General features: G+C 54.9%; 17 protein-coding genes. 5 read left to right on the top strand and 12 right to left on the bottom strand.

Annotation, left to right across the window (positions count from 1 at the left end):
- Positions 1 to 68: 68 nt before the first annotated feature.
- Positions 69 to 1,157 (top strand): hydroxycarboxylate dehydrogenase HcxA, encoded by a 1,089-nt coding sequence (gene hcxA / locus FEM44_RS17435; RefSeq protein WP_138159114.1) that lies wholly within the window; start codon positions 69 to 71, stop codon positions 1,155 to 1,157.
- Positions 1,158 to 1,166: 9 nt separating this feature from the next.
- On the opposite strand, the gene FEM44_RS17430 is transcribed toward hcxA, so the two are convergent.
- The 7 genes from FEM44_RS17430 to entC all read right to left on the bottom strand — a co-directional run bounded on the left by FEM44_RS17430 (position 1,167) and on the right by entC (position 8,596).
- Entirely contained in the window at positions 1,167 to 1,364 is a 198-nt protein-coding gene (locus FEM44_RS17430; RefSeq protein ID WP_000460431.1) for a YbdD/YjiX family protein, read from the bottom strand.
- Positions 1,365 to 1,481: 117 nt separating this feature from the next.
- Positions 1,482 to 3,587 carry a pyruvate/proton symporter CstA gene (gene cstA, locus FEM44_RS17425; protein WP_001043161.1) on the bottom strand — a complete coding sequence of 702 codons (2,106 nt, stop codon included), beginning with the start codon at positions 3,585 to 3,587 and terminating at the stop codon, positions 1,482 to 1,484.
- 180 nt (positions 3,588 to 3,767) lie between these two features.
- On the bottom strand, positions 3,768 to 4,181 hold the full coding sequence (entH, locus tag FEM44_RS17420) for a proofreading thioesterase EntH (protein WP_135523065.1): 414 nt from the start codon (positions 4,179 to 4,181) through the stop codon (positions 3,768 to 3,770).
- A 2-nt stretch (positions 4,182 to 4,183) separates the two neighbouring features.
- Positions 4,184 to 4,930, bottom strand: coding sequence for a 2,3-dihydro-2,3-dihydroxybenzoate dehydrogenase EntA (entA, locus tag FEM44_RS17415; RefSeq protein ID WP_135523066.1), 747 nt, complete (start codon positions 4,928 to 4,930; stop codon positions 4,184 to 4,186).
- The gene (entB, locus tag FEM44_RS17410; RefSeq protein WP_135523067.1) at positions 4,930 to 5,787 is read right to left on the bottom strand and encodes an enterobactin biosynthesis bifunctional isochorismatase/aryl carrier protein EntB; all 858 of its coding nucleotides are present in this window, start codon (positions 5,785 to 5,787) and stop codon (positions 4,930 to 4,932) included. The genes entA and entB overlap by 1 nt, the downstream gene beginning before the upstream one ends.
- A 13-nt stretch (positions 5,788 to 5,800) precedes the next feature.
- Positions 5,801 to 7,411, bottom strand: a complete 1,611-nt coding sequence (entE, locus tag FEM44_RS17405) for a (2,3-dihydroxybenzoyl)adenylate synthase EntE (protein ID WP_135523068.1) — start codon at positions 7,409 to 7,411, stop codon at positions 5,801 to 5,803.
- Positions 7,412 to 7,420: 9 nt separating this feature from the next.
- Positions 7,421 to 8,596 (bottom strand): isochorismate synthase EntC, encoded by a 1,176-nt coding sequence (gene entC, locus FEM44_RS17400; protein ID WP_135523069.1) that lies wholly within the window; start codon positions 8,594 to 8,596, stop codon positions 7,421 to 7,423.
- 299 nt (positions 8,597 to 8,895) lie between these two features.
- Here entC and fepB point away from each other — a divergent pair, with 299 nt between their 5' ends.
- Positions 8,896 to 9,852: a Fe2+-enterobactin ABC transporter substrate-binding protein gene (fepB, locus tag FEM44_RS17395; protein WP_135523070.1), complete on the top strand. Its 957-nt coding sequence runs from the start codon at positions 8,896 to 8,898 to the stop codon at positions 9,850 to 9,852.
- A gap of 3 nt (positions 9,853 to 9,855) precedes the next feature.
- Here fepB and entS read toward each other — a convergent pair whose 3' ends face one another.
- Positions 9,856 to 11,106 (bottom strand): enterobactin transporter EntS, encoded by a 1,251-nt coding sequence (gene entS / locus FEM44_RS17390; protein ID WP_135523071.1) that lies wholly within the window; start codon positions 11,104 to 11,106, stop codon positions 9,856 to 9,858.
- Positions 11,107 to 11,216: 110 nt separating this feature from the next.
- Between entS and fepD the strand changes: the two genes are divergently transcribed.
- The 3 genes from fepD to fepC are packed head-to-tail and all read left to right on the top strand — an operon-like array spanning position 11,217 to position 14,022.
- Positions 11,217 to 12,221 (top strand): Fe(3+)-siderophore ABC transporter permease, encoded by a 1,005-nt coding sequence (gene fepD, locus FEM44_RS17385; RefSeq protein ID WP_002430228.1) that lies wholly within the window; start codon positions 11,217 to 11,219, stop codon positions 12,219 to 12,221.
- Positions 12,218 to 13,210: an iron-enterobactin ABC transporter permease gene (fepG, locus tag FEM44_RS17380; protein WP_135523072.1), complete on the top strand. Its 993-nt coding sequence runs from the start codon at positions 12,218 to 12,220 to the stop codon at positions 13,208 to 13,210. Before fepD ends, fepG begins: the two co-directional genes overlap by 4 nt.
- Entirely contained in the window at positions 13,207 to 14,022 is an 816-nt protein-coding gene (fepC, locus tag FEM44_RS17375) for an iron-enterobactin ABC transporter ATP-binding protein (protein ID WP_000140656.1), read from the top strand. The genes fepG and fepC overlap by 4 nt, the downstream gene beginning before the upstream one ends.
- Here the strand turns inward: fepC and wzz(fepE) are convergent.
- The 4 genes from wzz(fepE) to fes form a co-directional block, all read right to left on the bottom strand.
- Complete coding sequence (wzz(fepE), locus tag FEM44_RS17370) at positions 14,019 to 15,152, bottom strand: LPS O-antigen length regulator Wzz(fepE) (protein ID WP_135523073.1); 1,134 nt, start codon at positions 15,150 to 15,152, stop codon at positions 14,019 to 14,021. The two genes, fepC and wzz(fepE), sit on opposite strands and share 4 nt — an antisense overlap.
- Positions 15,153 to 15,341: 189 nt before the next feature.
- Complete coding sequence (gene entF, locus FEM44_RS17365; protein ID WP_135523074.1) at positions 15,342 to 19,244, bottom strand: enterobactin non-ribosomal peptide synthetase EntF; 3,903 nt, start codon at positions 19,242 to 19,244, stop codon at positions 15,342 to 15,344.
- Positions 19,241 to 19,459 carry an enterobactin biosynthesis protein YbdZ gene (ybdZ, locus tag FEM44_RS17360; RefSeq protein ID WP_000885782.1) on the bottom strand — a complete coding sequence of 73 codons (219 nt, stop codon included), beginning with the start codon at positions 19,457 to 19,459 and terminating at the stop codon, positions 19,241 to 19,243. Before ybdZ ends, entF begins: the two co-directional genes overlap by 4 nt.
- Positions 19,460 to 19,461: 2 nt before the next feature.
- Entirely contained in the window at positions 19,462 to 20,664 is a 1,203-nt protein-coding gene (fes, locus tag FEM44_RS17355) for an enterochelin esterase (protein ID WP_135523075.1), read from the bottom strand.
- Positions 20,665 to 20,882 lie beyond the last annotated feature (218 nt).

The raw sequence follows: 20,882 nt of genomic DNA, 5'->3' as shown, positions 1-20,882 counted from the left end.
AACACGATGATAGTATTTGGCAATCAAGACGTTTAGATGTCTAAATAAAACAATAAGGACAACACAACATGCATCACAATCCTATCCGCGTCGTCGTCGGCCCTGCTAACTACTTTTCTCATCCCGGAAGTCTGAATCACCTGCATGATTTTTTCACGACTGAACAGCTTTCTCGCGCTGTGTGGATTTATGGTGAACGTGCCATTGCTGCGGCGCAAACCAAACTTCCGCCAGCGTTTGAACTGCCTGGGGCAAAGCATATTTTGTTTCGCGGTCATTGCAGCGAAAGCGATGTGCAGCAACTGGCGACGCAGTCTGGTGGCGATCGCAGCGTAGTAATTGGCGTCGGTGGCGGCGCACTGCTCGACACCGCAAAAGCCCTCGCCCGTCGCCTCGGTCTACCGTTTGTTGCCGTTCCGACGATCGCCGCTACCTGTGCCGCCTGGACTCCGCTCTCTGTCTGGTATAACGATGCCGGACAGGCGCTTCATTATGAGATTTTCGACGATGCCAATTTTATGGTGCTGGTGGAACCGGAGATTATCCTCAATGCGCCGCAAGAATATCTGCTGGCGGGCATCGGCGACACGCTGGCGAAATGGTATGAAGCGGTGGTGCTGGCTCCGCAACCAGAAACATTGCCACTAACCGTGCGTCTGGGAATCAATAACGCGCAGACCATCCGCGACGTCTTGTTAAACAGGAGCGAACAGGCGCTTGCCGATCAGCAAAATCAGCAGTTAACGCAATCATTTTGCGATGTGGTGGATGCCATTATCGCCGGAGGCGGAATGGTCGGTGGTCTGGGCGATCGTTTTACGCGTGTGGCGGCGGCCCATGCCGTGCATAACGGTCTGACTGTACTGCCGCAAACCGAGAAGTTTCTCCACGGCACCAAAGTCGCCTACGGAATTCTGGTGCAAAGCGCCTTGCTGGGTCAGGATGATGTGCTGGCGCAATTAACCGAGGCGTATCAGCGTTTTCATCTGCCGACCACGCTGGCGGAGCTGGATGTAGATATCAATAGTCAGGTAGAGATCGACAAAGTGATTGCCCATACTTTGCGCCCGGTGGAGTCCATTCATTATCTGCCAGTTACGCTGACAGCTGATACGTTGCGAACAGCGTTAGAAAAAGTGGAATCGTTTAAAGCCTGACGAACAAATTTAGCAGCAGCGCGCGCCGCCTTTCCCACCGTAGCGCGCGTCCTGCCGCTCGCGGAAAAACTCTTCATAGGTCATCGGCGTTTGATCAGGATGGTTAACCCGCATATGTTCGACATAGTTATCGTAATCAGGCATACCAATCATCAGCTTCGCCGCCTGACCTAAATATTTTCCGGCTTTTGCCAGTGAATCAAACATCAATACCTCCGGTAATCAGGTTGCTGAGAGAGTGCCGGATGCGGCGCGAACGCCTTATCCGGCCTGGAATTGCTGAGAGTAAGGGGTACGCCCGGCACATCCCCCCTCACTCTGACTTTAGTGCGCGCCTTTTGCCTGCGCCACGATCTCTTCAACATTTTCCGGCATTGGCTCATACGGCGTTTCTTTCGCCGTTGGCTTAGGCTCTTTCAATGCCGCCAGCGCCGTCTTAATCGAGAACAGCGCCAGAACCACCACGACCACCATAAAGAAGATGGTTAACCCGGCATCCAGACGGTTGTTGAACACCAGTTGCGCCAGTTGTGACTCAGTATACTGCGACGGAATATTGCCGCTGTCGATCATTGCCTGGAACTTGTTAGCAATGGCCAGGAAGCCCACTTTCGCATCCGGGCTAAACGCTTTCTGCCAGCCTGCGGTCAGGGTACAAATCAGCAACCAGGCCGTTGGTACCAGCGCCACCCAGGCGTAACGTTGACGTTTCATTTTGAACAACACCACGGCACAGAGCATCAGCGCCATCCCTGCCAGCATCTGGTTGGCAATACCAAACAGCGGCCACAGAGTGTTAATACCGCCCAGAGGATCGACCACGCCCTGATGGAGGAAGTAGCCCCACGCCAGCACGCACAGCGCCGTTGCCAGCAGGTTAGCAGGTAATGAATCGGTCCGTTTCAGACCCGGAGACACCACGCCCAGCAGATCCTGCAACATAAAGCGCGCAGCACGCGTACCCGCATCCACCGCCGTCAGAATAAACAGTGCTTCAAACAGAATGGCGAAGTGATACCAGAACGCCACATCCATCATGCCGCCCAGCGCGCCGTGCAGAATGTAGGCCATCCCCACCGCCAACGTCGGCGCACCGCCCGCACGGGAAATGATCGACTGTTCACCCACTTCGCTGGCAATCTGGTTTAACGTATCCGGGGTAATAGCAAAGCCCCAGCTACTCACCACCTGCGCGGCAGAAGCCACGACATCCGTCGTACCCGCCGGAGCCAGCACCGCCATCGGGCTATTCATGGCGAAGTACACACCCGGATCGATGATACAGGCAGAAACCAGCGCCATAATCGCCACGAAGGATTCCATCAACATCCCGCCGTAGCCGATAAAACACGCCTGACCTTCATTCGCCAGCATCTTCGGCGTGGTGCCGGAAGAGATCAGCGCATGGAAGCCAGACACCGCACCACAGGCGATGGTGATAAACAGGAACGGGAACAGGTTACCGGTCCATACCGGGCCAGTGCCGTCAACAAATTTGGTTAGCGCAGGCATGGTCAGCGTCGGGCGCATAATCAAAATGCCTACCGCCAGACCAACGATAGTCCCGATTTTCAGGAAGGTAGAGAGGTAGTCACGCGGAGCCAGCAGCAACCACACCGGCAGCACCGCCGCCACAAAACCGTAGCCCACCAACATCCAGGTCAACTGCACGCCGGTAAAGTCAAAGTACGGCGCCCAGGTCGGGCTTTCTGCCACCCAGCCGCCAGAGATAATGGCGAAAATCAGAAACACCAGACCGATGACCGACACTTCGCCAATGCGGCCCGGACGCAGATAGCGCAGGTAGATCCCCATAAACAGCGCCAGCGGAATGGTGAACGCAACGGTATACGTTCCCCACGGGCTATGGGTCAGGGCTTTCACCACGATCATCGCCAGCACGGCAAGGATAATGACCATGATCATAAAGCAGGCTACCAGCGCAATCACCCCGGCGGTTGGCCCCATCTCTTCTTTGACCAGCTCACCCAGCGAGCGACCGTCACGGCGCGTGGAAACAAACAGCACCATGAAATCCTGCACTGCACCGGCGAGAACCACTCCGGCAAGCAGCCAGATCATCCCCGGCAGGTAGCCCATTTGCGCCGCCAGCACCGGCCCCACCAGCGGGCCTGCTCCGGCAATGGCCGCAAAATGGTGACCGAACAGCACTTTCTTGTCCGTCGGCACATAGTCCAGCCCGTCGTTATGGCGCACCGCTGGCGTCATACGCGTCGGGTCCACCGCCAGCACATTTTTGGCGATATACAGACCATAAAAACGATAAGCGATTAGATAGATACAGACCGACGCCACCACAATCCACAGCGCGTTGATCTGTTCCCCACGGTTTAAAGCAATGTATCCCAGAGCAAATGCCCCCATTACAGAGAGCACTGTCCAGACGAGGTATTTCCCTGATTTGTTCATAATTGTTATCCGTGTGCGTGTCCATAGAGATGTTACATTTTGTTTCTATAACATCTTTGCGGAATTTAACAACGCGATAACTAAACAAATAAGAGTTAAAACCAATAATTAACTTAACAATGTTAACTCGGTCACTCCGTTAACCGAGTTTTCCTGCAATCTCATTTAATTCTGTCGGGTTCATCCCAAAACCGCCGTACCCAGCCGACAAGTGCAGCAACGCCGCCCCTGTTCATCGAAAACGACGATTTCCCAGCTCTGATTTTGCCGTCCAAGATGCAGCGGCTGGCAAACACCGCGCACCTTGCCCTCAGACACCGGGCGATGATGGGTGGCGTTAAGTTCCGTGCCCACCACACACTGTCCGTCGCGAGTCATCATAAATCCGGCCATCGATCCCAGCGTTTCCGCCAGCGCCGCCGACGCACCGCCATGCAGCAGGCCAAACGGCTGATGAGTACGGGGATCGACCGGCATTTCGGCTTCCAGAACATCATCACCCAGACGGGTATAAACAATTCCCAGATGCGCCACCATCGTGTTATGGCTGGTGGCGTTGAGTTCGTCGAGCGTTAAATGGCGTTTCCAGATCATGCTTATGCCCCCAGCGTCGATCCGCCATCCACCACGATATCCTGTAGCGTGATATGGCTGGCGAGGTCGGAGGCGAGGAACAAAATCGTGTTGGCGATTTCCTGCGGCCGGGCAATTTTCCCCAGCGGAATGCCGAGTTTAAACTGCTCACCAAAGCCGCGAATACGCTGTTCTTCGGCGTCATCGCTCACCCACAGCGTGCGTTGCATATCAGTATCGGTGGAACCTGGGGAAACCACATTACAGCGTACGCCGCTACCCGCCAGTTCCAGCCCGACACTCAACGCCAGGCTTTTCAGCGCCGCTTTCGATGCGCCATAAGCACTCATACCAATACGCGGCGTATGTGCGGCGTCGGACGCCACAGTGACAATCGCTCCGCCCCGCTGACGGCGAAACTGGTTCATGGTTTGCTGGAACAGGTTAAACGCCCCGCCGACGTTGACCGCAAAAGTCTGCTGCCAGTCCTCTTTGCTGAGCTGATCGGTCGCGCCCATGCGCAAAATTCCCGCCGCATTGACCAGCACGTCCAGTCGCTCCGTTTGCGCTAACAGTCGCTGACATACCTGCGCGACCTGCGCAGCATCGGCAACATCCATCACTTCGGTCGTAAAGGGATAATTCTCCTGCGCGAACGCTTGATCAAAACCTGTAACTTTTGCTCCCGCTTCCACAAACGCCAGCGCCGTGGCGTAGCCGATACCTTTCCCCGCGCCGGTTACCCAGACATTTTTGCCGCTGAAATCCATTATTTCACCTCGCGGGAGAGCAGTTTCCACCAGGCGTCGATGGTCGGGTTTTTCGCCAGCATGACAAAATCGATATCGCCATGCACTTTGCGCCAGCGCGCCGCCAGCGCCATCATGCGCACCGAATCCAGACCGTAGTCGATCAGGTTGTCGTCATCGAACGGCTCATCGGACTCGTCCAGCAGCGGCAGGATCACCTCGCGCAGCGCCGCTTTACTGGAAGGGATCGGTGCTGGCAGTAACTCTTCAGTCATCACCACCCGACCAGAACGTCCGGCCACATATTTCAGCGACATCAAATGCTCGTCACGGCTGAAATCGGCCAGCGCATCCGCCACCATAAACGGTTTAATATCCCGCATAAATGCGTCGGTCGCGGTGGTCATACAGCCAATATGCGCGTACACCCCAGTAATAATCAGTTGGTTACGTCCGCTCTCTTTGAGCATTTGCTCCAGCGGGGAACGATGAAACGCGCTGTAGCGCCACTTCACCAGCACCGTGTCGTCGGCATCCGGCGTGAGGCGATCCACCACCTTTTGCTGTTCCGGCGAACGGGTCAGGCCCGGCCCCCACATATCATTCAACAGCGCCCGATCTTCATCACTCTGCTCTTTCGGCTGCGCGGTGTAATAAACCGGAATATTATGCTGTTTGCAGTAGTCACGCAGCGCAGCAATATTCGCGATCACCTGTTCCATCATCGGGCAGCTCTCGCCCCAGAAGCTGACGAAATAGTCCTGCATATCATGAATTAACAGCGCAGCGCGTTGCGGTTCAAAGGCCCAGTCGACTTTATTTTGCGGAATATCGTGAGACTCCGGCAGCGCGTAAGCCTGTAATTTTGGAATAGCCATCGTGTTCTCTCCTTCAGGCTGAAGCGCGTGACGCCAGCCACTGACGTAATTGTTTTTTATCGACTTTCCCGACCGCCGTCAGCGGAAGTGAATCCACACACTCCACGCGATCCGGTAATTTAAATTCGGCAATACCCTGCTCACGCAGGAAGCGACGCACCTGCACCGCGCGCAGCGGTTCTTTCACCACCAGATAAGCGCAGCTTTTTTCGCCCATCAGTTCGTCTTCCATGCTCACCAGTGCGGCGTAGATCACCGCCGGATGGCGCAGCAGCAGGTTTTCGATCTCTTCGGCAGCGATCTTCTCGCCGCCACGATTGATCTGATCTTTCTCGCGCCCCTGCACGGTGATGTAACCCTCTGGATCAATGGAGATCAGATCGCCGGAACAGTAAAAACCGTTGGCATCAAAGGCACTGGCATTGTGCTGCGGACTTTTGTAATAACCGCGGAAGGTGTACGGCCCGCGCGTCATCAGGCGTCCGACTTCCCCTTGCGGCAGTGGATTTCCATCGGCATCGGCAACCCACACTTCATCGTCCGGACACATTGGGTAACCCTGGGTATGGATAATTTTCTCCGCGCTATCATCAAGACGGGTGTAGTTCACCAGCCCTTCCGCCATGCCGAACACCTGCTGCAACTGGCAGCCAATCTCTGCGGGAATACGCGCCGCAAGCGTGGCAGAAAGACGCGCACCGCCGACCTGTAACAGTTTCAGCGAGGCAAGCTGCGCCCGGCTTTCGCCTTCGGTCAGCGCCTGCAACCACAGGCTGACTGCTGGTGGCACCAGCGCGGTAACGTTAACCTGATGTTTTGCAATCAATGGGAAGCAAAGCGTGGCGCTGGGATCGGCCGCCAGAACGACGGTGCCGCCAGCAAGAAATACGCCCAGCGATCCCGGCGAACTCATGGCATAGTTGTGCGCCGCCGGAATCGCGCACAGGTAGCGTGTCTGTTGTGTGAACTGACAAATCTCGACGCTACGACGCACGCTGTAGTAATAGTCGTTATGAGTGCGCGGGATCAGTTTCGGTGTGCCGGTGGTGCCGCCGGAAAGCTGGAAATAGGCCACTTCATCAGCAGGTGACGGCGTGGCAGTAAAATCCTCAGCCGGATGGTTAATCGCATCCTGCAAGTTATGCTCACCGCTGTCGTTGTGCAGTTGCACCACGCGAATGGAGGAATGTTCTGTGACGAAAGTATTGAGGAAATCATCCCCGCTAAACAGCGCATGCTGGCGATCGGCAATCAGCAATGCGGGTTCAATCTGGCTGGCATAGGCGTTCAGTTCACTACGCTGATGGCTGAATAGCGCCAACACTGGCGCAACGCCCAGTTTCAGCAACGCGAAAAAGGTGATGTAAAGTTCAGCGACGTTACCCAACTGTACCAGCGCGGTTTCACCGGGTTTAATGCCTTGACGGCGCAAGCTACAGGCGAGATTATCCGCCGCCTGATTCAATTCCCGATAACTCAACTGACGCTCGCCATCGATAACCGCGATGCTGTCACTCGCAGCGTGGCGAGTCAGAATGTCGGTCAGCGGCAAATCCTGCCAGTAGCCTTTTTCCCGATAGCGACGGGCAAACTCTTCCGGCCAGCGGGTAAATGGAATGCTCATCCTCGCTCCTTAATGCAATCCAAAAACGTTCAACATGGTAGAAAGTTTGACGCCTGTTTCGCGCCACTCACCCAACGGTGACGACGCAGGCACAATCCCCGCTCCGGCAAACAGACGCACCTGATTTTCCCGTAGCTTCGCGCAGCGGATGGTCACCACCCACTCGCCGTTACCTTCGCTGTCACACCAGCCAACAATGCCGCCAAACAGTTCGCGGTCGAACGGCTCCAGTTCAGCAATCACTTTGGTTGCAGCCTGATGGGGGAAACCGCTCAGCGCGGGGGTCGGATGCAGCAGACAGGCCAGGGTCAGTGCGTTTTCTTGCGAATTCGCTCTGCCTTCAAAGGGCGTCGCGAGATGCCACAGCGTCGGCGTGGTGATCAATTGTGGAGAGGAGGGAACGTGTAACTCACTACTGCGTTCGCGCAGTACCTCTTTCATCGCCTGAGTCACCAGTTCATGCTCATGGCGATCTTTTTCTGACGCCAGTAGACGATTACCCGCTTCCCTGTCCAGCACGTCATCCGGCTGACGGCGCGCGGAACCGGCTAACGGAATGGAGCTAAAACGCTCGCCGTCTTTGCGCAGCAGCAGTTCCGGGCTTGCACCGAGCAGAACGCCACCATCGGACAGCGGGACATGGAAGTTGTAACTAACCGGGTTTTGTGCAATCAACCGTTCCAGCAGTACACCGCTGTCAATGGTGGCGTCGGTGGTGATATCAATCAACCGTGATAACACCACTTTGTCGACCTGCGGCGTGGCGGTAAGTGCGGCGGCGCGGGCAACCATCTGTTCAAACGTGGTTTGTTCCGGAATTGCCTGGCGTTCCACCACGTTCAGCGCCTGGCTGCGGGTGAAACGGCGTGCGGAAGCTTGTTTTTCTTTACGGGAGAATGGCTGCCAGGATTCGGGAATATACAGCGACGAAGGCTGACGTGGATCGAAGGGAATCGCCCCGACCATCACCGGATTTTTGATGCCCTGCGCTTTGGCATCGGCAAACAGCGCGGCGAGTTTTTGCTGGAAGGAACTGTCGGGCGAATCCCCGTTCACAGCCGGTTCATCGAAGCGGGCGAAACATCCTGACGTCGTAAAACTGCGGTACGGCGACATAAAGAAAAAACGATTGGGCGCAAGTGTTGCCATGGTCTGCTGTACTTCCTCAGCCAGTGACGTATCCATATCATCCTCCACAAAATGATAAAGGCTTTAATAATGATTATCATTTATATTTTCGGTCGCTAACCTAAAAGCAAACGCGCACTATGTCAACTCTTGAGGTAACGCAATCTGCAACTCGGGGTTGCATCTGCTTGTGGTTACAATGAAAATGAGAAGCATTATTGATGGATTCGCATAAGCGCAATGTGATGGCCTGCGCCGTTCTGCCCCCTCTCCCCAAAGGAGCGAGGGGACGAATGGTGCGCTTTGTCGAATTTGTCATTACGCCCTTAACCTTATTAATAACAGGAAGCTGATTTGTGAGACTCGCCCCGCTCTACCGCAACGCCCTTCTATTAACAGGACTTTTGCTTTCAGGAATAGCCGCAGTTCAGGCCGCCGACTGGCCGCGTCAGATTACTGACAGTCGTGGCACTCATACCCTGGAAAGCCAACCGCAGCGTATTGTTTCCACCAGCGTCACCCTGACCGGCTCACTGCTGGCGATTGATGCTCCGGTGATCGCCAGCGGCGCGACCACGCCGAATAACCGCGTCGCGGACGAACAAGGCTTTTTACGCCAGTGGAGCGACGTTGCCAAAGAACGCAAACTGCAGCGCCTCTATATCGGGGAACCGAACGCCGAAGCCGTTGCCGCACAAATGCCGGATCTGATTTTAATTAGCGCGACCGGCGGTGATTCGGCGCTGGCGCTGTACGATCAGCTTTCCACCATCGCCCCGACATTAATCATCAATTACGACGACAAAAGCTGGCAGTCGCTGTTAACGCAACTTGGCGAAATTACCGGGCATGAGAAACAAGCGGCAGAGCGGATTGCGCAGTTTGATAAGCAACTGGCGGCGGCGAAAGAGCAAATCAAATTACCGCCGCAGCCGGTCACTGCCATTGTCTATACCGCCGCTGCACACAGTGCCAATCTCTGGACACCGGAATCAGCACAAGGGCAGATGCTGGAACAACTCGGCTTTACGCTGGCGAAGTTGCCCGCAGGGTTAAACGCCAGCCAAAGCCAGGGCAAACGTCATGACATCATTCAGCTTGGTGGGGAAAATCTGGCTGCTGGGTTAAACGGTGAATCACTATTCCTGTTCGCCGGTGATCAGAAAGACGCCGATGCGATTTATGCTAATCCGCTGCTCGCGCACCTGCCTGCAGTACAAAACAAGCAGGTTTATGCGCTGGGAACCGAGACGTTCCGACTGGATTACTACAGCGCCATGCAAGTGCTGGAACGACTTAAGGCGCAGTTTTAAGCATTAACTGTCGGACGCTGTCACCTGCGGCGGCGTCTGGCGAAAACGCCGCAATTCCACCAGCACCAGCAACAGCAACACGCCGATAATAAACAAACCAAAGCCGCTCACGCTTGCGGAAGCAACCGGTGTCATCATCGCCCCCAGACCGCCCAGCAGCGCAGCACCAATCGCATCGCCCGTCACGTTCTGCGCCGTCCACAAACCGTTAATCCGCCCTAACATTGCTTCCGGAGTTTGCGTTTGCAGCATTGTGTATTGCAGCAACGAACTAACCGCGCTCAGCCAGCCGAACAGCGCCAGACAAACTACACCTAAAATCCACATCGGCATCAGGCCAAACAGACCAATGGCGAGAAACGACCCCAGCGTGGAGAGCAACATCAACAATCCAGGTCGCTCGCTATGCGCCAGCTTTCCGCTGGTTAACGCGCCAATAGCCGCGCCGAGCGGGATCGCCGCATAGAGAAAACCAATCTGTGCCGCCGACATCTGCCAGTTGGTAGCCAGCGCCGGATACAGTACCCGCACCGCGCTCGCCATCGTCAATAAACCACCCAGCAACGCAATCCCTCCCACCAGCGGGCTGGCGAGCAGAAAACGAAACGCGGCCAGAAGCGATTTCAACGGATGCTCACGCGGCTGCGGCGGCGGTGGCAGTGCCGGAAGGCTTAACAACGGCAGCAGGGTAATAAACGTGCCTGCCGCCGCCAGTCCGTAGTTCCAGGCTACGCCTCCGGTCGCCAGCAATAAACCGCCAATCATGGGCGAAATCACCGACCCCAGACGCACGGTCAACATGGTGATCGCCCCGGCCTGCATTAAGTTTTCACGCCCAACAAGTGCAGGTGTTGCCGCCAGTAGCGCCGTAACGCCAAGCGATGCGAAAAAGCCATCCCACAATCCGAGTAAATAGATTGCCAGCAATGACGGCTCCGGCAGCAGAGCATTCAGACACAGGCCAATAAAACCAATGCCACAAGTGCCGCGCGCCAGCAAAATCACTTTTTTGCGCTCATAACGATCCGCCAGCACGCCGCCAACCATCAGACCGACAAACATCGCGCTGCCGGTGAGCGTCACCGAAAGCCCCACTTGCCAGGTAGAGTGCGTCATCATCTGGATCTGCACCGGCACCGCGACGCCGAGCAAACCCAGAGAAACAATAGAGATGAAACGAGCGAGGAATACTGCGCGAAACGCCGGGTGCGTTTTCAACAGGCTGAGGTTAAGCAGCCAGGATTGTTTATTCATTACAATGCCTTGCCATCAAATATTTTAAATACCTATTCTTAGGCTGCACATGCTAACATATCCAAATAAGATCGATAACGATAATTAATTTCATTATCATGGAAGTTCGTATGTCTGGTTCTGTTGCCGTGACACGCGCCATTGCCGTGCCCGGATTGCTGTTATTACTGATTATCGCAACGACATTAAGTCTGCTCATTGGGGCAAAATCACTCCCCGCTTCCGTCGTGCTGGAGGCTCTCTCCGGCACCTGCCAGAGTGCCGACTGCACCATCGTGCTCGACGCGCGACTGCCGCGCACTCTTGCCGGTTTACTGGCAGGTGGTGCGCTTGGCCTTGCCGGGGCGTTAATGCAAACCCTCACCCGAAATCCACTTGCCGACCCCGGCTTGCTTGGCGTCAACGCCGGAGCCAGCTTTGCCATTGTGTTGGGAGCTGCGCTGTTTGGTTACTCATCCGCGCAGGAACAACTGGCGATGGCCTTCGCCGGGGCGCTGGTGGCCTCGTTGATTGTTGCCTTTACCGGCAGCCAGGGCGGTGGGCAGTTAAGTCCGGTGCGTTTAACCCTGGCGGGCGTGGCGCTGGCTGCGGTGCTGGAAGGGCTGACCAGCGGCATCGCCCTGCTTAATCCTGACGTCTACGATCAGTTACGTTTCTGGCAAGCCGGTTCGCTGGATATTCGCAATCTACATACCTTAAAAGTGGTGCTGATCCCGGTGCTGATCGCCGGAGCAACTGCGCTATTACTGAGTCGCGCGCTGAACAGTTTAAGCCTCGGCAGTGACACCGCGACGGCGTTGGGCAGTCGCGTGGCGCGCACACAGTTGATTGGTCTGCTGGCGATTACCGTGCTTTGCGGAAGTGCAACAGCGGTGGTTGGTCCGATTGCCTTTATTGGCCTGATGATGCCGCACATGGCGCGCTGGCTGGTAGGTGCCGATCATCGCTGGTCGCTGCCCGTCACGCTGCTCGCCACGCCTGCCCTGCTGCTGTTTGCCGATATCATCGGGCGCGTGATTGTTCCCGGCGAGCTGCGCGTTTCCGTAGTCAGCGCCTTTATTGGCGCACCGGTGTTGATCTTTCTTGTCCGACGTAAAACGCGAGGTGGCGCATGATTTACGTCTCTCGCCGATTAATCATCACCTGTTTGCTGCTAATTACCGCCTGTGTGGTTGCTGGTATCTGGGGATTACGCAGCGGTGCCGTCACGCTGGAAACCTCGCAGGTATTCGCCGCGCTGATGGGCGATGCGCCGCGCAGTATGACGATGGTAGTCACCGAATGGCGTTTACCACGCGTGCTGATGGCGCTGTTAATTGGCGCGGCGCTGGGCATCAGCGGCGCGATTTTTCAGTCGCTGATGCGTAACCCGCTCGGCAGCCCTGACGTAATGGGCTTTAACACCGGAGCGTGGAGCGGCGTACTGGTGGCGATGGTGCTGTTTGGTCAGGATCTGACGGCTATCGCCCTTGCAGCAATGGCGGGCGGCATTATCACTTCACTGCTGGTCTGGCTGCTTGCCTGGCGTAACGGCATCGACACTTTTCGGCTGATTATTATCGGCATCGGCGTTCGCGCCATGCTGGTGGCCTTTAATACCTGGCTGCTGTTGAAAGCATCCTTAGAAACGGCGCTAACGGCGGGTTTGTGGAATGCCGGATCGCTTAACGGCCTGACGTGGGCAAAAACCTGGCCTTCCGCGCCAATCATTGTGCTGATGTTAATTGCCGCTGCCTTACTGGTACGGCGAATGCGCTTGCTGGAGATGGGCGATGACACCGCCTGCGCGCTGGGCGTCAGCGTCGAACGTTCGCGTCTGTTAATGATGCTGGTTGCAGTGGTGCTTACCGCTGCGGCAACGGCCCTTGCCGGGCCGATTTCCTTTATTGCTTTAGTCGCGCCGCACATTGCCCGACGCATTAGCGGCACCGCTCGCTGGGGGCTTACCCAGGCGGCGCTGTGCGGTGCGCTGTTACTGCTGGCAGCCGATCTCTGCGCCCAACAACTGTTTATGCCGTATCAACTTCCGGTTGGTGTCGTTACCGTCAGCCTCGGCGGTATTTACCTTATCGTCTTGTTAATTCAGGAGTCTCGCAAAAAATGACCGAATCAGTAGCCCGTTTGCGCGGCGAACAGTTAACCCTCGGATATGGTAAATATACCGTTGCGGAAAATCTGACTGTAGAAATTCCTGATGGTCACTTCACGGCAATTATCGGGCCAAATGGCTGCGGTAAATCCACGTTGCTACGCACGTTAAGCCGCCTGATGACGCCTGCTCACGGGCATGTCTGGCTGGATGGTGAACAAATTCAGCGTTTCGCCAGTAAAGAGGTCGCACGCCGGATTGGTCTGCTGGCGCAAAACGCTACCACGCCGGGCGACATCACCGTTCAGGAGCTGGTAGCGCGTGGGCGTTATCCGCATCAACCGCTGTTTACCCGCTGGAGGAAAGAGGATGAAGAGGCGGTAACGAAAGCGATGCAGGCTACAGGAATTACCCATCTGGCGAATCAAAGCGTGGACACCCTTTCCGGTGGGCAACGCCAGCGAGCGTGGATTGCCATGGTGCTGGCACAGGAAACGGCGATTATGCTGCTCGATGAGCCGACCACCTGGCTGGATATCAGTCATCAGATTGATTTGCTGGAATTATTGAGCGAACTGAACCGCGAGAAAGGCTATACGCTGGCTGCGGTGCTGCACGATCTTAATCAGGCCTGTCGCTACGCCAGCCATTTGATTGCGCTGCGGGAAGGAAAAATTATCGCGCAGGGGGCGCCGAAGGAGATTGTCACTGCTGAATTGATCGAGCGCATTTATGGTCTGCGCTGCATGATTATTGACGATCCGGTGGCCGGAACGCCGCTCGTGGTGCCGCTCGGACGAACGGCACCTTCAACCGCGAAGATTTAAACTAAGTGGTCTTCCATCATGGCATCCTGTTTTCTGGATGCCATCGCATGACGCAACAGCACGCCACCACAAGCCACCATACCGCCGATCAACGCAGAAAGGATCACGATAATCGCCTTACCCGGACCGTCTTTTTTCACCGGCAAAGTCGGACGCAACTGATATTTAAACGGCGTAAAATTTACATCATTGACATTTGTTTTTGTTAATTGCTCGACTAGATACTGACGATTACGTAATTCACCATTCAGTTCCGCAACATCGGTGACTGCTTTTTCAATTTCTAGTTTGCGTTCTATACCGTCTGCACCGAGAGAAATAGAGAAATCAGGGTCATCTTTAACGGCCTGACCATTACTGTATACGGGCTTTTTAATTCCTGCCGCGTTGGCAATGTCGAGTGAATAATTGAGGCGTTGAATGTTTGCATCAAGCTGGTTTTTCGTTTTTATACGATCCTGTGCCAGTTTTTCTTTTTCAAACTGGGTTCTGATTTCCAGCTTATTACGCACATTTTCTAGCGACTCTTTCACCACGATGGCAGAGATATAATCGATATACCCTGCCAATACTGTCTGCGCTTCTTCACTGGTGGGTGCGGTGAAACTTAATGTCCAGGAAGTATACAGCGCGGGCTCATCTTTTTTCTTACTGGCGTTGTCATCAACCGCTTTCATTTTTTCGCTCAATGCGACAATAGCGCGATGCAAATCCAGTTCGTCGATTTTCGCCTCTTTTAATTGGTCCATCACATAAGGTGATGAGCGCAGGTACTCTTCCAGCAAGCTAATTGACTGAAATTTCTTGATAAACAGATTAAATACACCGCCACGGTCGATATTAACATCGAGATCAAGAACACGGAGTTTGGTAAAGGTTTTCTCCAGGTCCTGCCACTGAATAGCCTCAGCGGGAGTAATGACGGCAGAACTGGTCCATTTTTGCGGCAGGATGAAAGAGATCAGCAATCCTGTGCAGGCAAACGCAAAAACGACCGCCATGACCGTTTTTTTTGCCCGCCATAAAACTTCGATTAGATTAAGTAAATCAATTTCATTATTACTGGGCGACGCTAGAGGATACTCGGGAAAATGTGCGTCACTTCCCTGTTTAATATTCAGTGATGACATGCGGTATAACCTGAAATGGGTCCAATGGGATAAATTTCCACGGCGCACACTTTACCAGTTGGTGAGAATTATCCGAAGCTGAACTTTGTAAATTCCACGCAGCAAACGCAATGTTTGGCGCATTTTTAGACAAACCACTCAGTAAACATTAATACGGTAAATAACAAAATCCATAATTATTTATCATAATTATGGATTTGCATTTAAGATAAAGTTATTTAGCGTCGCACGAATAATTGGTCCAATTTTTTCAAATGCTATTGGAGAAATAATATCCACATGCGCGCAATCCTGGCGATAAATATCCAGCTCTGCTATCCACGGCGACCAGGCGCGTTCGGGGCTCATACCTTCCTGAAGTGTACGCTCCGCAACAAACAGCGTAGCTTTGCCATCAAACGGTTCACTATGGGCGGTGGTTAATAGCCGCACTGCATCGGCATAATTGCCTTCAATGGTGGTAAACAGCTCTGTCGACGCCGTTCCCTGCTGGGCTGCCATGAAGGCTTCGCGCTCGCGGTTAATCTCCGCCAGCACTTCCGGGTCCAGACCGTTAGCTTCTTTTTCCTGCCAGTTTTGCGTTTCTGGCGGCCAGGTATCCAGCAAACCAAGAAATGCCACCTGTTCGCCACGGGCACGCAGTCGCGCCGCGATGCCCTGTGCCAGCGTACCACCCAGCGAATAACCCAGCAGGTAATAAGGGCCATGAGGTTGTTGTTCCAGTAATGTTGCCAGATGCGCTTCGCAGACTTCCTCCAGGTTTGTCGCAGTCTGCATGGGTCCATGAGGGCGCGGCGACTGAATGCCGATAATCGACCATTGTGGATCGAGATAACGCGAGAGCACACTAAACTGCCAGGCAAAACCGGACGCCGGATGGAAACAGAACAGCGTCGGACCAGAGCCTTCACGCAGCGGAAGAACTGTTTCAAATCCCAGATGCCGGACGTTTTCTTCTTCACCATCAATAATCGAGGCCAGTTTGGCGACGGTTGACGCGACCATCACCTGCCCCGGCGTCACCTGGCGGGCAAACTGTCGACTTAACTGCGCCGCCAGTTTCATTGCCAGTAGTGAATGACCACCAAGCGCGAAGAAATCAGCATCGGCATCCTGCACGTCACAACCCAGCAACGACGAGAATGCCGCGGCGATAATCGTTTCACTGCCCGCTTTCGGCGCACGTCCCGACGTTTGTGCTCTCAATTCCGGCAACGGTAAGGCTTTGCGATCCAGTTTGCCATTGGCGCTAAGTGGCAACTGTGGAAGTTGCAGCAGAACCACGGGCACCATATGCGGTGGCAATGTTTCGCGAAGCTGCGCCTGTAATGCGCTGGTATCCAACGGCAGACCTGATTGCGACACCAGATAGCCCACCAACTGACGCGCATCACCACCAGTGGCTGCCGCCTGGTTAATCACACAGGCGTGGGTAACGGCTTGTTCGACATCCGGCAGCGCCTGCATCACGCGATCGATTTCGCCCAGTTCGATACGCTGCCCGCGAATTTTTAGCTGATCATCACTGCGCCCGAGGTACTCCACCGCGCCGTTATCCAGCCAGCGGGCAACGTCTCCGGTACGGTACATCCGTTCACCTGGGGCAAAAGGATCGGCAATAAAGCGGCTGGCGGTCAGATCGGGTCGTCCAAGATACCCCTGCGCCAGTTGAATACCGGTGAGATAGAGATCTCCCGCCACACCCGGCGGCACCGGATGCATCATCGCATCAAGAATACGCAGGCCCGTATTCCACACCGGATAACCAATCGGCACACTGCTGCCGCGCACCTGTGCCAGTTCCTCGCCAAAAGCCGGATACCAGCTGACATCTACCGCCGCTTCCGTCGGGCCATACAGATTATGCAACGGCACGCTGGTTAACTGTTGCCATTCGCGGCATAAATCAGCCGGTAAGGCCTCACCACTACAGAAAACCTGTTTCAACGTCGCGCAACTCTGGCGAGCGGTTTGCGGAGTCAGCGAAGCAACAAATGCCGCCAGCATCGAGGGAACAAAATGCGTGGTCGTTACGCCATATTCGGCAAAGAATTGTTGCATAGCGAGCGGATCGCGGTGCGCTTCCGGCTCAGCCATCACCAGTTTCGCCCCCGCAATAAACGGCCAGAAAAACTCCCACACCGAGACATCAAAACTGCACGGTGTTTTTTGGGCAACGACATCTTCACCTGTGAGCGGGTAGTGGTTTTGCATCCAAAGCAGGCGGTTAACGATAGCCGTCTGCCCGACCATTACCCCTTTCGGCCTGCCGGTGGAGCCAGAGGTAAAGATGATATAAGCCGTGTGGCGCGGTTGTGAAAGTTGCAACGGCGCACTGCCCTGCGGTGTAAGCGGGGCGTTATAGCAAAGGTGGGTTAAACCGGGAACATCAGCAAAGCGCGGCAGTTGATCGTCGGTGGTGATTAACAGCGGCGGACGCGCATCTTCCAGCATCATTTTCAGGCGATCGTCCGGATAGCCGGTATCCAGCGGTAACCAGGCCGCACCAGCTTCAACTATCGCATGTAGTGCCAGAGTCAAAAAGACCGAGCGCGGTAATGCCACCGCCACGCTGTCGCCTGGTTTAACGCCGCGCTCACGCAGCAGATTCGCCAGCGCCACCACCTGCTCGCGCATTTCCCGATAGCTGAACTGGTAATGCGCATCTGCCAGCGCCGGAGCATCCGGTGTTTTTGCCGCTTGTTCTGCCACCAGCGCGCTCAGCGTGGTTTCAGGGATTTCTACCTGTGTGGCGTTGATCTGCGCCAACTGTGCATACTCACCAGGCAGCATAATATCGACATCGCCGCACAACAGCGCCGGATTCGCGGCGAACTGCACAATCAGCATTTTCAGGCGTTCAGCATGCTCGATTAATGTTGGTTCATCGTAACGCTGTTTATTGGCGAGGATCTCAATACTCAAATCACCGTTTTCATCCGGGAACAGCGCCAGTTCAAGGTCATTAACCGGACCGGTTGCCAGTGTATGGGTTTGCGCCTGAACACCAGGAATATCCAGTTGGTAATCAAATACCTTGATATTGAGTACCGGACCGAACAGCGGTTCCTCTCCTGCCGCTCGTCCGCTGTCACGGACAATTTGTTCGGCATCGTAACGTTGATGGCGACGCATTTTTTTCAGTTGAGCCGCCAGTCGAGTTGCCAGTTGCGGCAATGTTTCTTGCGCCGCAATGTGAATACCCAACGGCAAAACGTTAAGCACGGGGCCGGTAGCCGTCAGCGCCGCCGATCCCATTCGACGCATAAAGATGAATCCGGCGGTGTAGTCCATGCGGTTGCACAATCGCCCCAGCCATAAGGTCGCCAGCGCAAGAGCTAAATCGGTACGTTGTACGGTCGGCAATTGGGCTGCCAACTGGCGGAATTTCCCGTCGGTAAATTCCAGTTTCAGGCGCAGAATATCTGCCGAGGCGCCCCGCCCCGCTAAAGGTGCAGACGAAAGTGACGCAGGTGGCGGCAGTTGGCGACGCTGTTCCGCCCAGAATGCCGCATCACGCTGCCAGGCTTCGCTTTCGCGGTACTGCAGGTACTCTTCCACCACTTCAGCGAAAGGCGTAAACGGCGAAGCAGGCGTTGGTTCGCCACGCAGCCATGCACAGTAAATATTGGCGATCTGGCGGGTAATTGCCGGGAAACTGAAACCATCGACCAGCAAATGATGGTAACGCTGATACCAGTACCAGCGGTTATCCGCCACCTGAATTAACTGATGAAAGACCAGCGGTTTACCACTATCGACGCGCAGGTTTTGGTGTAAATCAGCCTGCATCAATGCCTGCGCAGTTCCATGAGGATCAATGTTGGTACGCAGATCGATAATTTCTGGCTGTTCAAACGTCAGCGCATCATCGACCCATTGCCAGACCTCGCCGTTATCTTCCGTAAAACGCATCCGCAACGTATCCGCTTGTGCTAATCCGGCAACCACCGCGCGGGCCAGTAATGGCGCATCAACATCACCGGTTAACTCAACGTAATGCGCCACACTCCAGGCGGAGGGTAAATCCGACAGTTTTTCTGCCATCCAGATGCCGGGCTGTGCGGCGACCAAAGGTAAATGCTGGCTCATTGCGCCTCCTGCAACTGGGTGAAATTCGCCGGTGTCAGAGTACGCCAGTGGGCTTCCAGCCACTGCTGGCAGGACTCTTGTGACTGCGGCTGACACACAATGTCCCAGCCTGCCGGTAAGGCGCATTGTTGCGGCCACAGACTGAATTGCCCCTGCGCATTGCGCAAAATGTAAAACGCTCCCTGTGGATCATCGAAGGGATTACTGAATGCCATATTCAACTCCTGTCATGGAAAAGTGGTTGCCAGAGGTCGATTAGCCCCTGCATCAAGCCACCGCGCCAACAAAGCGCATCATGTCCGCCGTCAACCTGACGCCAGAAAATGGATTCTTTTATGGGGTGTAATTGCGCATACAGCGCCTGATTGGCCCGCATAATCATCGGCTCGCGAATACCCGCTTCCAGCACAATGCGCAGACCTTCGGCGCTAACTTCACCAGCTTTAAGCTGTTCAAGTAACACGCCCTCTTGCTGCCCGCCCCGATGCGGCCACCAGTACGATCCTGACTGGCTTAATACACAGCCAAAGCGTTCAGGCCAGTGCAGTCCGGCATACAGCGCGGAAAGCCCACCAAAACTCTGCCCGGCAACCACGGTGCGATCGCCGCGATCGCTAAAAGGGGCAATAGCTTTCACCAGGGGTAATAACTCTTGCTGTACTGCCAGCCAGAAATCGGCATTACACGGCAGTTCGTGAGCGCGGTGCGTGGTGTCGATAGCGTCGATCAACACATACACGGCGGGAGGAAGTTGCTGACGATGGGTCAGCGAAGTCAGCGCAGGCCAGACGGGCATACTCTGCGCCCAAAATTCGCCATCAAGCAAAACTGCCAGCGGACGTTCTTCTGCTGGTACATCGCCGGTGGTAAAAATCCATACACGGCGTGAATTTTTCAACCGTTCACTTTTCCAGATAATTTCTTTGGCTGCTATTTCTGGCGCTTGCGGACAATCCCATCCCGGTTGCAGAGGCGCTTGCGGCATTTCGAGTGCAGAAACAGCGTGCCCTCGCCCGCCTTTCCAGCTTTGCGGATTCAAAGGATCGGCTATCGCCTGGGGTAATAGTTTTCGCCAGCCTTCGCGTAATTCGAGGCGATCGGGTGATGGTGCAGAAAAAATGTCATCACGTTCGGTGGGAATAAAACAGTAGCTGCCGCGCCAGTTGGCATTGAGTTGTGTCGTCCACTGCCAAACGTCGGTGCCTGCAATGCGCTGCATCGACTGGGGATGGCTGTTCTGATGGTGATCGGTAACGCCAGTGATGTAAACCCATACGCACTTCACCGTCGAGCGGTCTTCAGAACCATGAGGGTCACGCCACCAGAAAGTGACCTGATATATTTCGTCATTAAGACACTGCCATTCCGGGCCATGTTTCGACTGCCACCAGCTCTCACTTCCCACGTTTAACGCCGTCACACCATAACCCCATGTTTACTGTGCAATTTTTTATTGATTGCAGAAATATATTGATAATATTATTGATAACTATTTGCATTTGCAATAGCGTATTGGCGCGCCATGTCAAGCGCGCACATTAATTAACCAACTGCACTGCGTGTCTTTCAGGATCAAAGGTTTTCGCGGTAGCGGGATGCGTCGTGTTGATGACGACCATGCCCGACAGTTGCAATTCG

The sequence above is a fragment of the Escherichia sp. E4742 genome, from assembly GCF_005843885.1.
GTDB lineage: Bacteria > Pseudomonadota > Gammaproteobacteria > Enterobacterales > Enterobacteriaceae > Escherichia.
The sequence above is the reverse complement of the archived record's forward strand: the minus strand, read 5'-3'. Positions and strand labels throughout refer to the sequence as shown.

Excerpts from the sequence above, each read along its gene's own strand:
- hcxA (WP_138159114.1), top strand. The coding sequence starts at position 69 with ATGCATCACAATCCTATCCGCGTCGTCGTCGGCCCTGCTAACTACTTT.
- FEM44_RS17430 (WP_000460431.1), bottom strand. The coding sequence starts at position 1,364 with ATGTTTGATTCACTGGCAAAAGCCGGAAAATATTTAGGTCAGGCGGCG.
- cstA (WP_001043161.1), bottom strand. The coding sequence starts at position 3,587 with ATGAACAAATCAGGGAAATACCTCGTCTGGACAGTGCTCTCTGTAATG.
- entH (WP_135523065.1), bottom strand. The coding sequence starts at position 4,181 with ATGATCTGGAAACGCCATTTAACGCTCGACGAACTCAACGCCACCAGC.
- entA (WP_135523066.1), bottom strand. The coding sequence starts at position 4,930 with ATGGATTTCAGCGGCAAAAATGTCTGGGTAACCGGCGCGGGGAAAGGT.
- entB (WP_135523067.1), bottom strand. The coding sequence starts at position 5,787 with ATGGCTATTCCAAAATTACAGGCTTACGCGCTGCCGGAGTCTCACGAT.
- entE (WP_135523068.1), bottom strand. The coding sequence starts at position 7,411 with ATGAGCATTCCATTTACCCGCTGGCCGGAAGAGTTTGCCCGTCGCTAT.
- entC (WP_135523069.1), bottom strand. The coding sequence starts at position 8,596 with ATGGATACGTCACTGGCTGAGGAAGTACAGCAGACCATGGCAACACTT.
- entS (WP_135523071.1), bottom strand. The coding sequence starts at position 11,106 with ATGAATAAACAATCCTGGCTGCTTAACCTCAGCCTGTTGAAAACGCAC.
- fepD (WP_002430228.1), top strand. The coding sequence starts at position 11,217 with ATGTCTGGTTCTGTTGCCGTGACACGCGCCATTGCCGTGCCCGGATTG.
- fepG (WP_135523072.1), top strand. The coding sequence starts at position 12,218 with ATGATTTACGTCTCTCGCCGATTAATCATCACCTGTTTGCTGCTAATT.
- fepC (WP_000140656.1), top strand. The coding sequence starts at position 13,207 with ATGACCGAATCAGTAGCCCGTTTGCGCGGCGAACAGTTAACCCTCGGA.
- entF (WP_135523074.1), bottom strand. The coding sequence starts at position 19,244 with ATGAGCCAGCATTTACCTTTGGTCGCCGCACAGCCCGGCATCTGGATG.
- ybdZ (WP_000885782.1), bottom strand. The coding sequence starts at position 19,459 with ATGGCATTCAGTAATCCCTTCGATGATCCACAGGGAGCGTTTTACATT.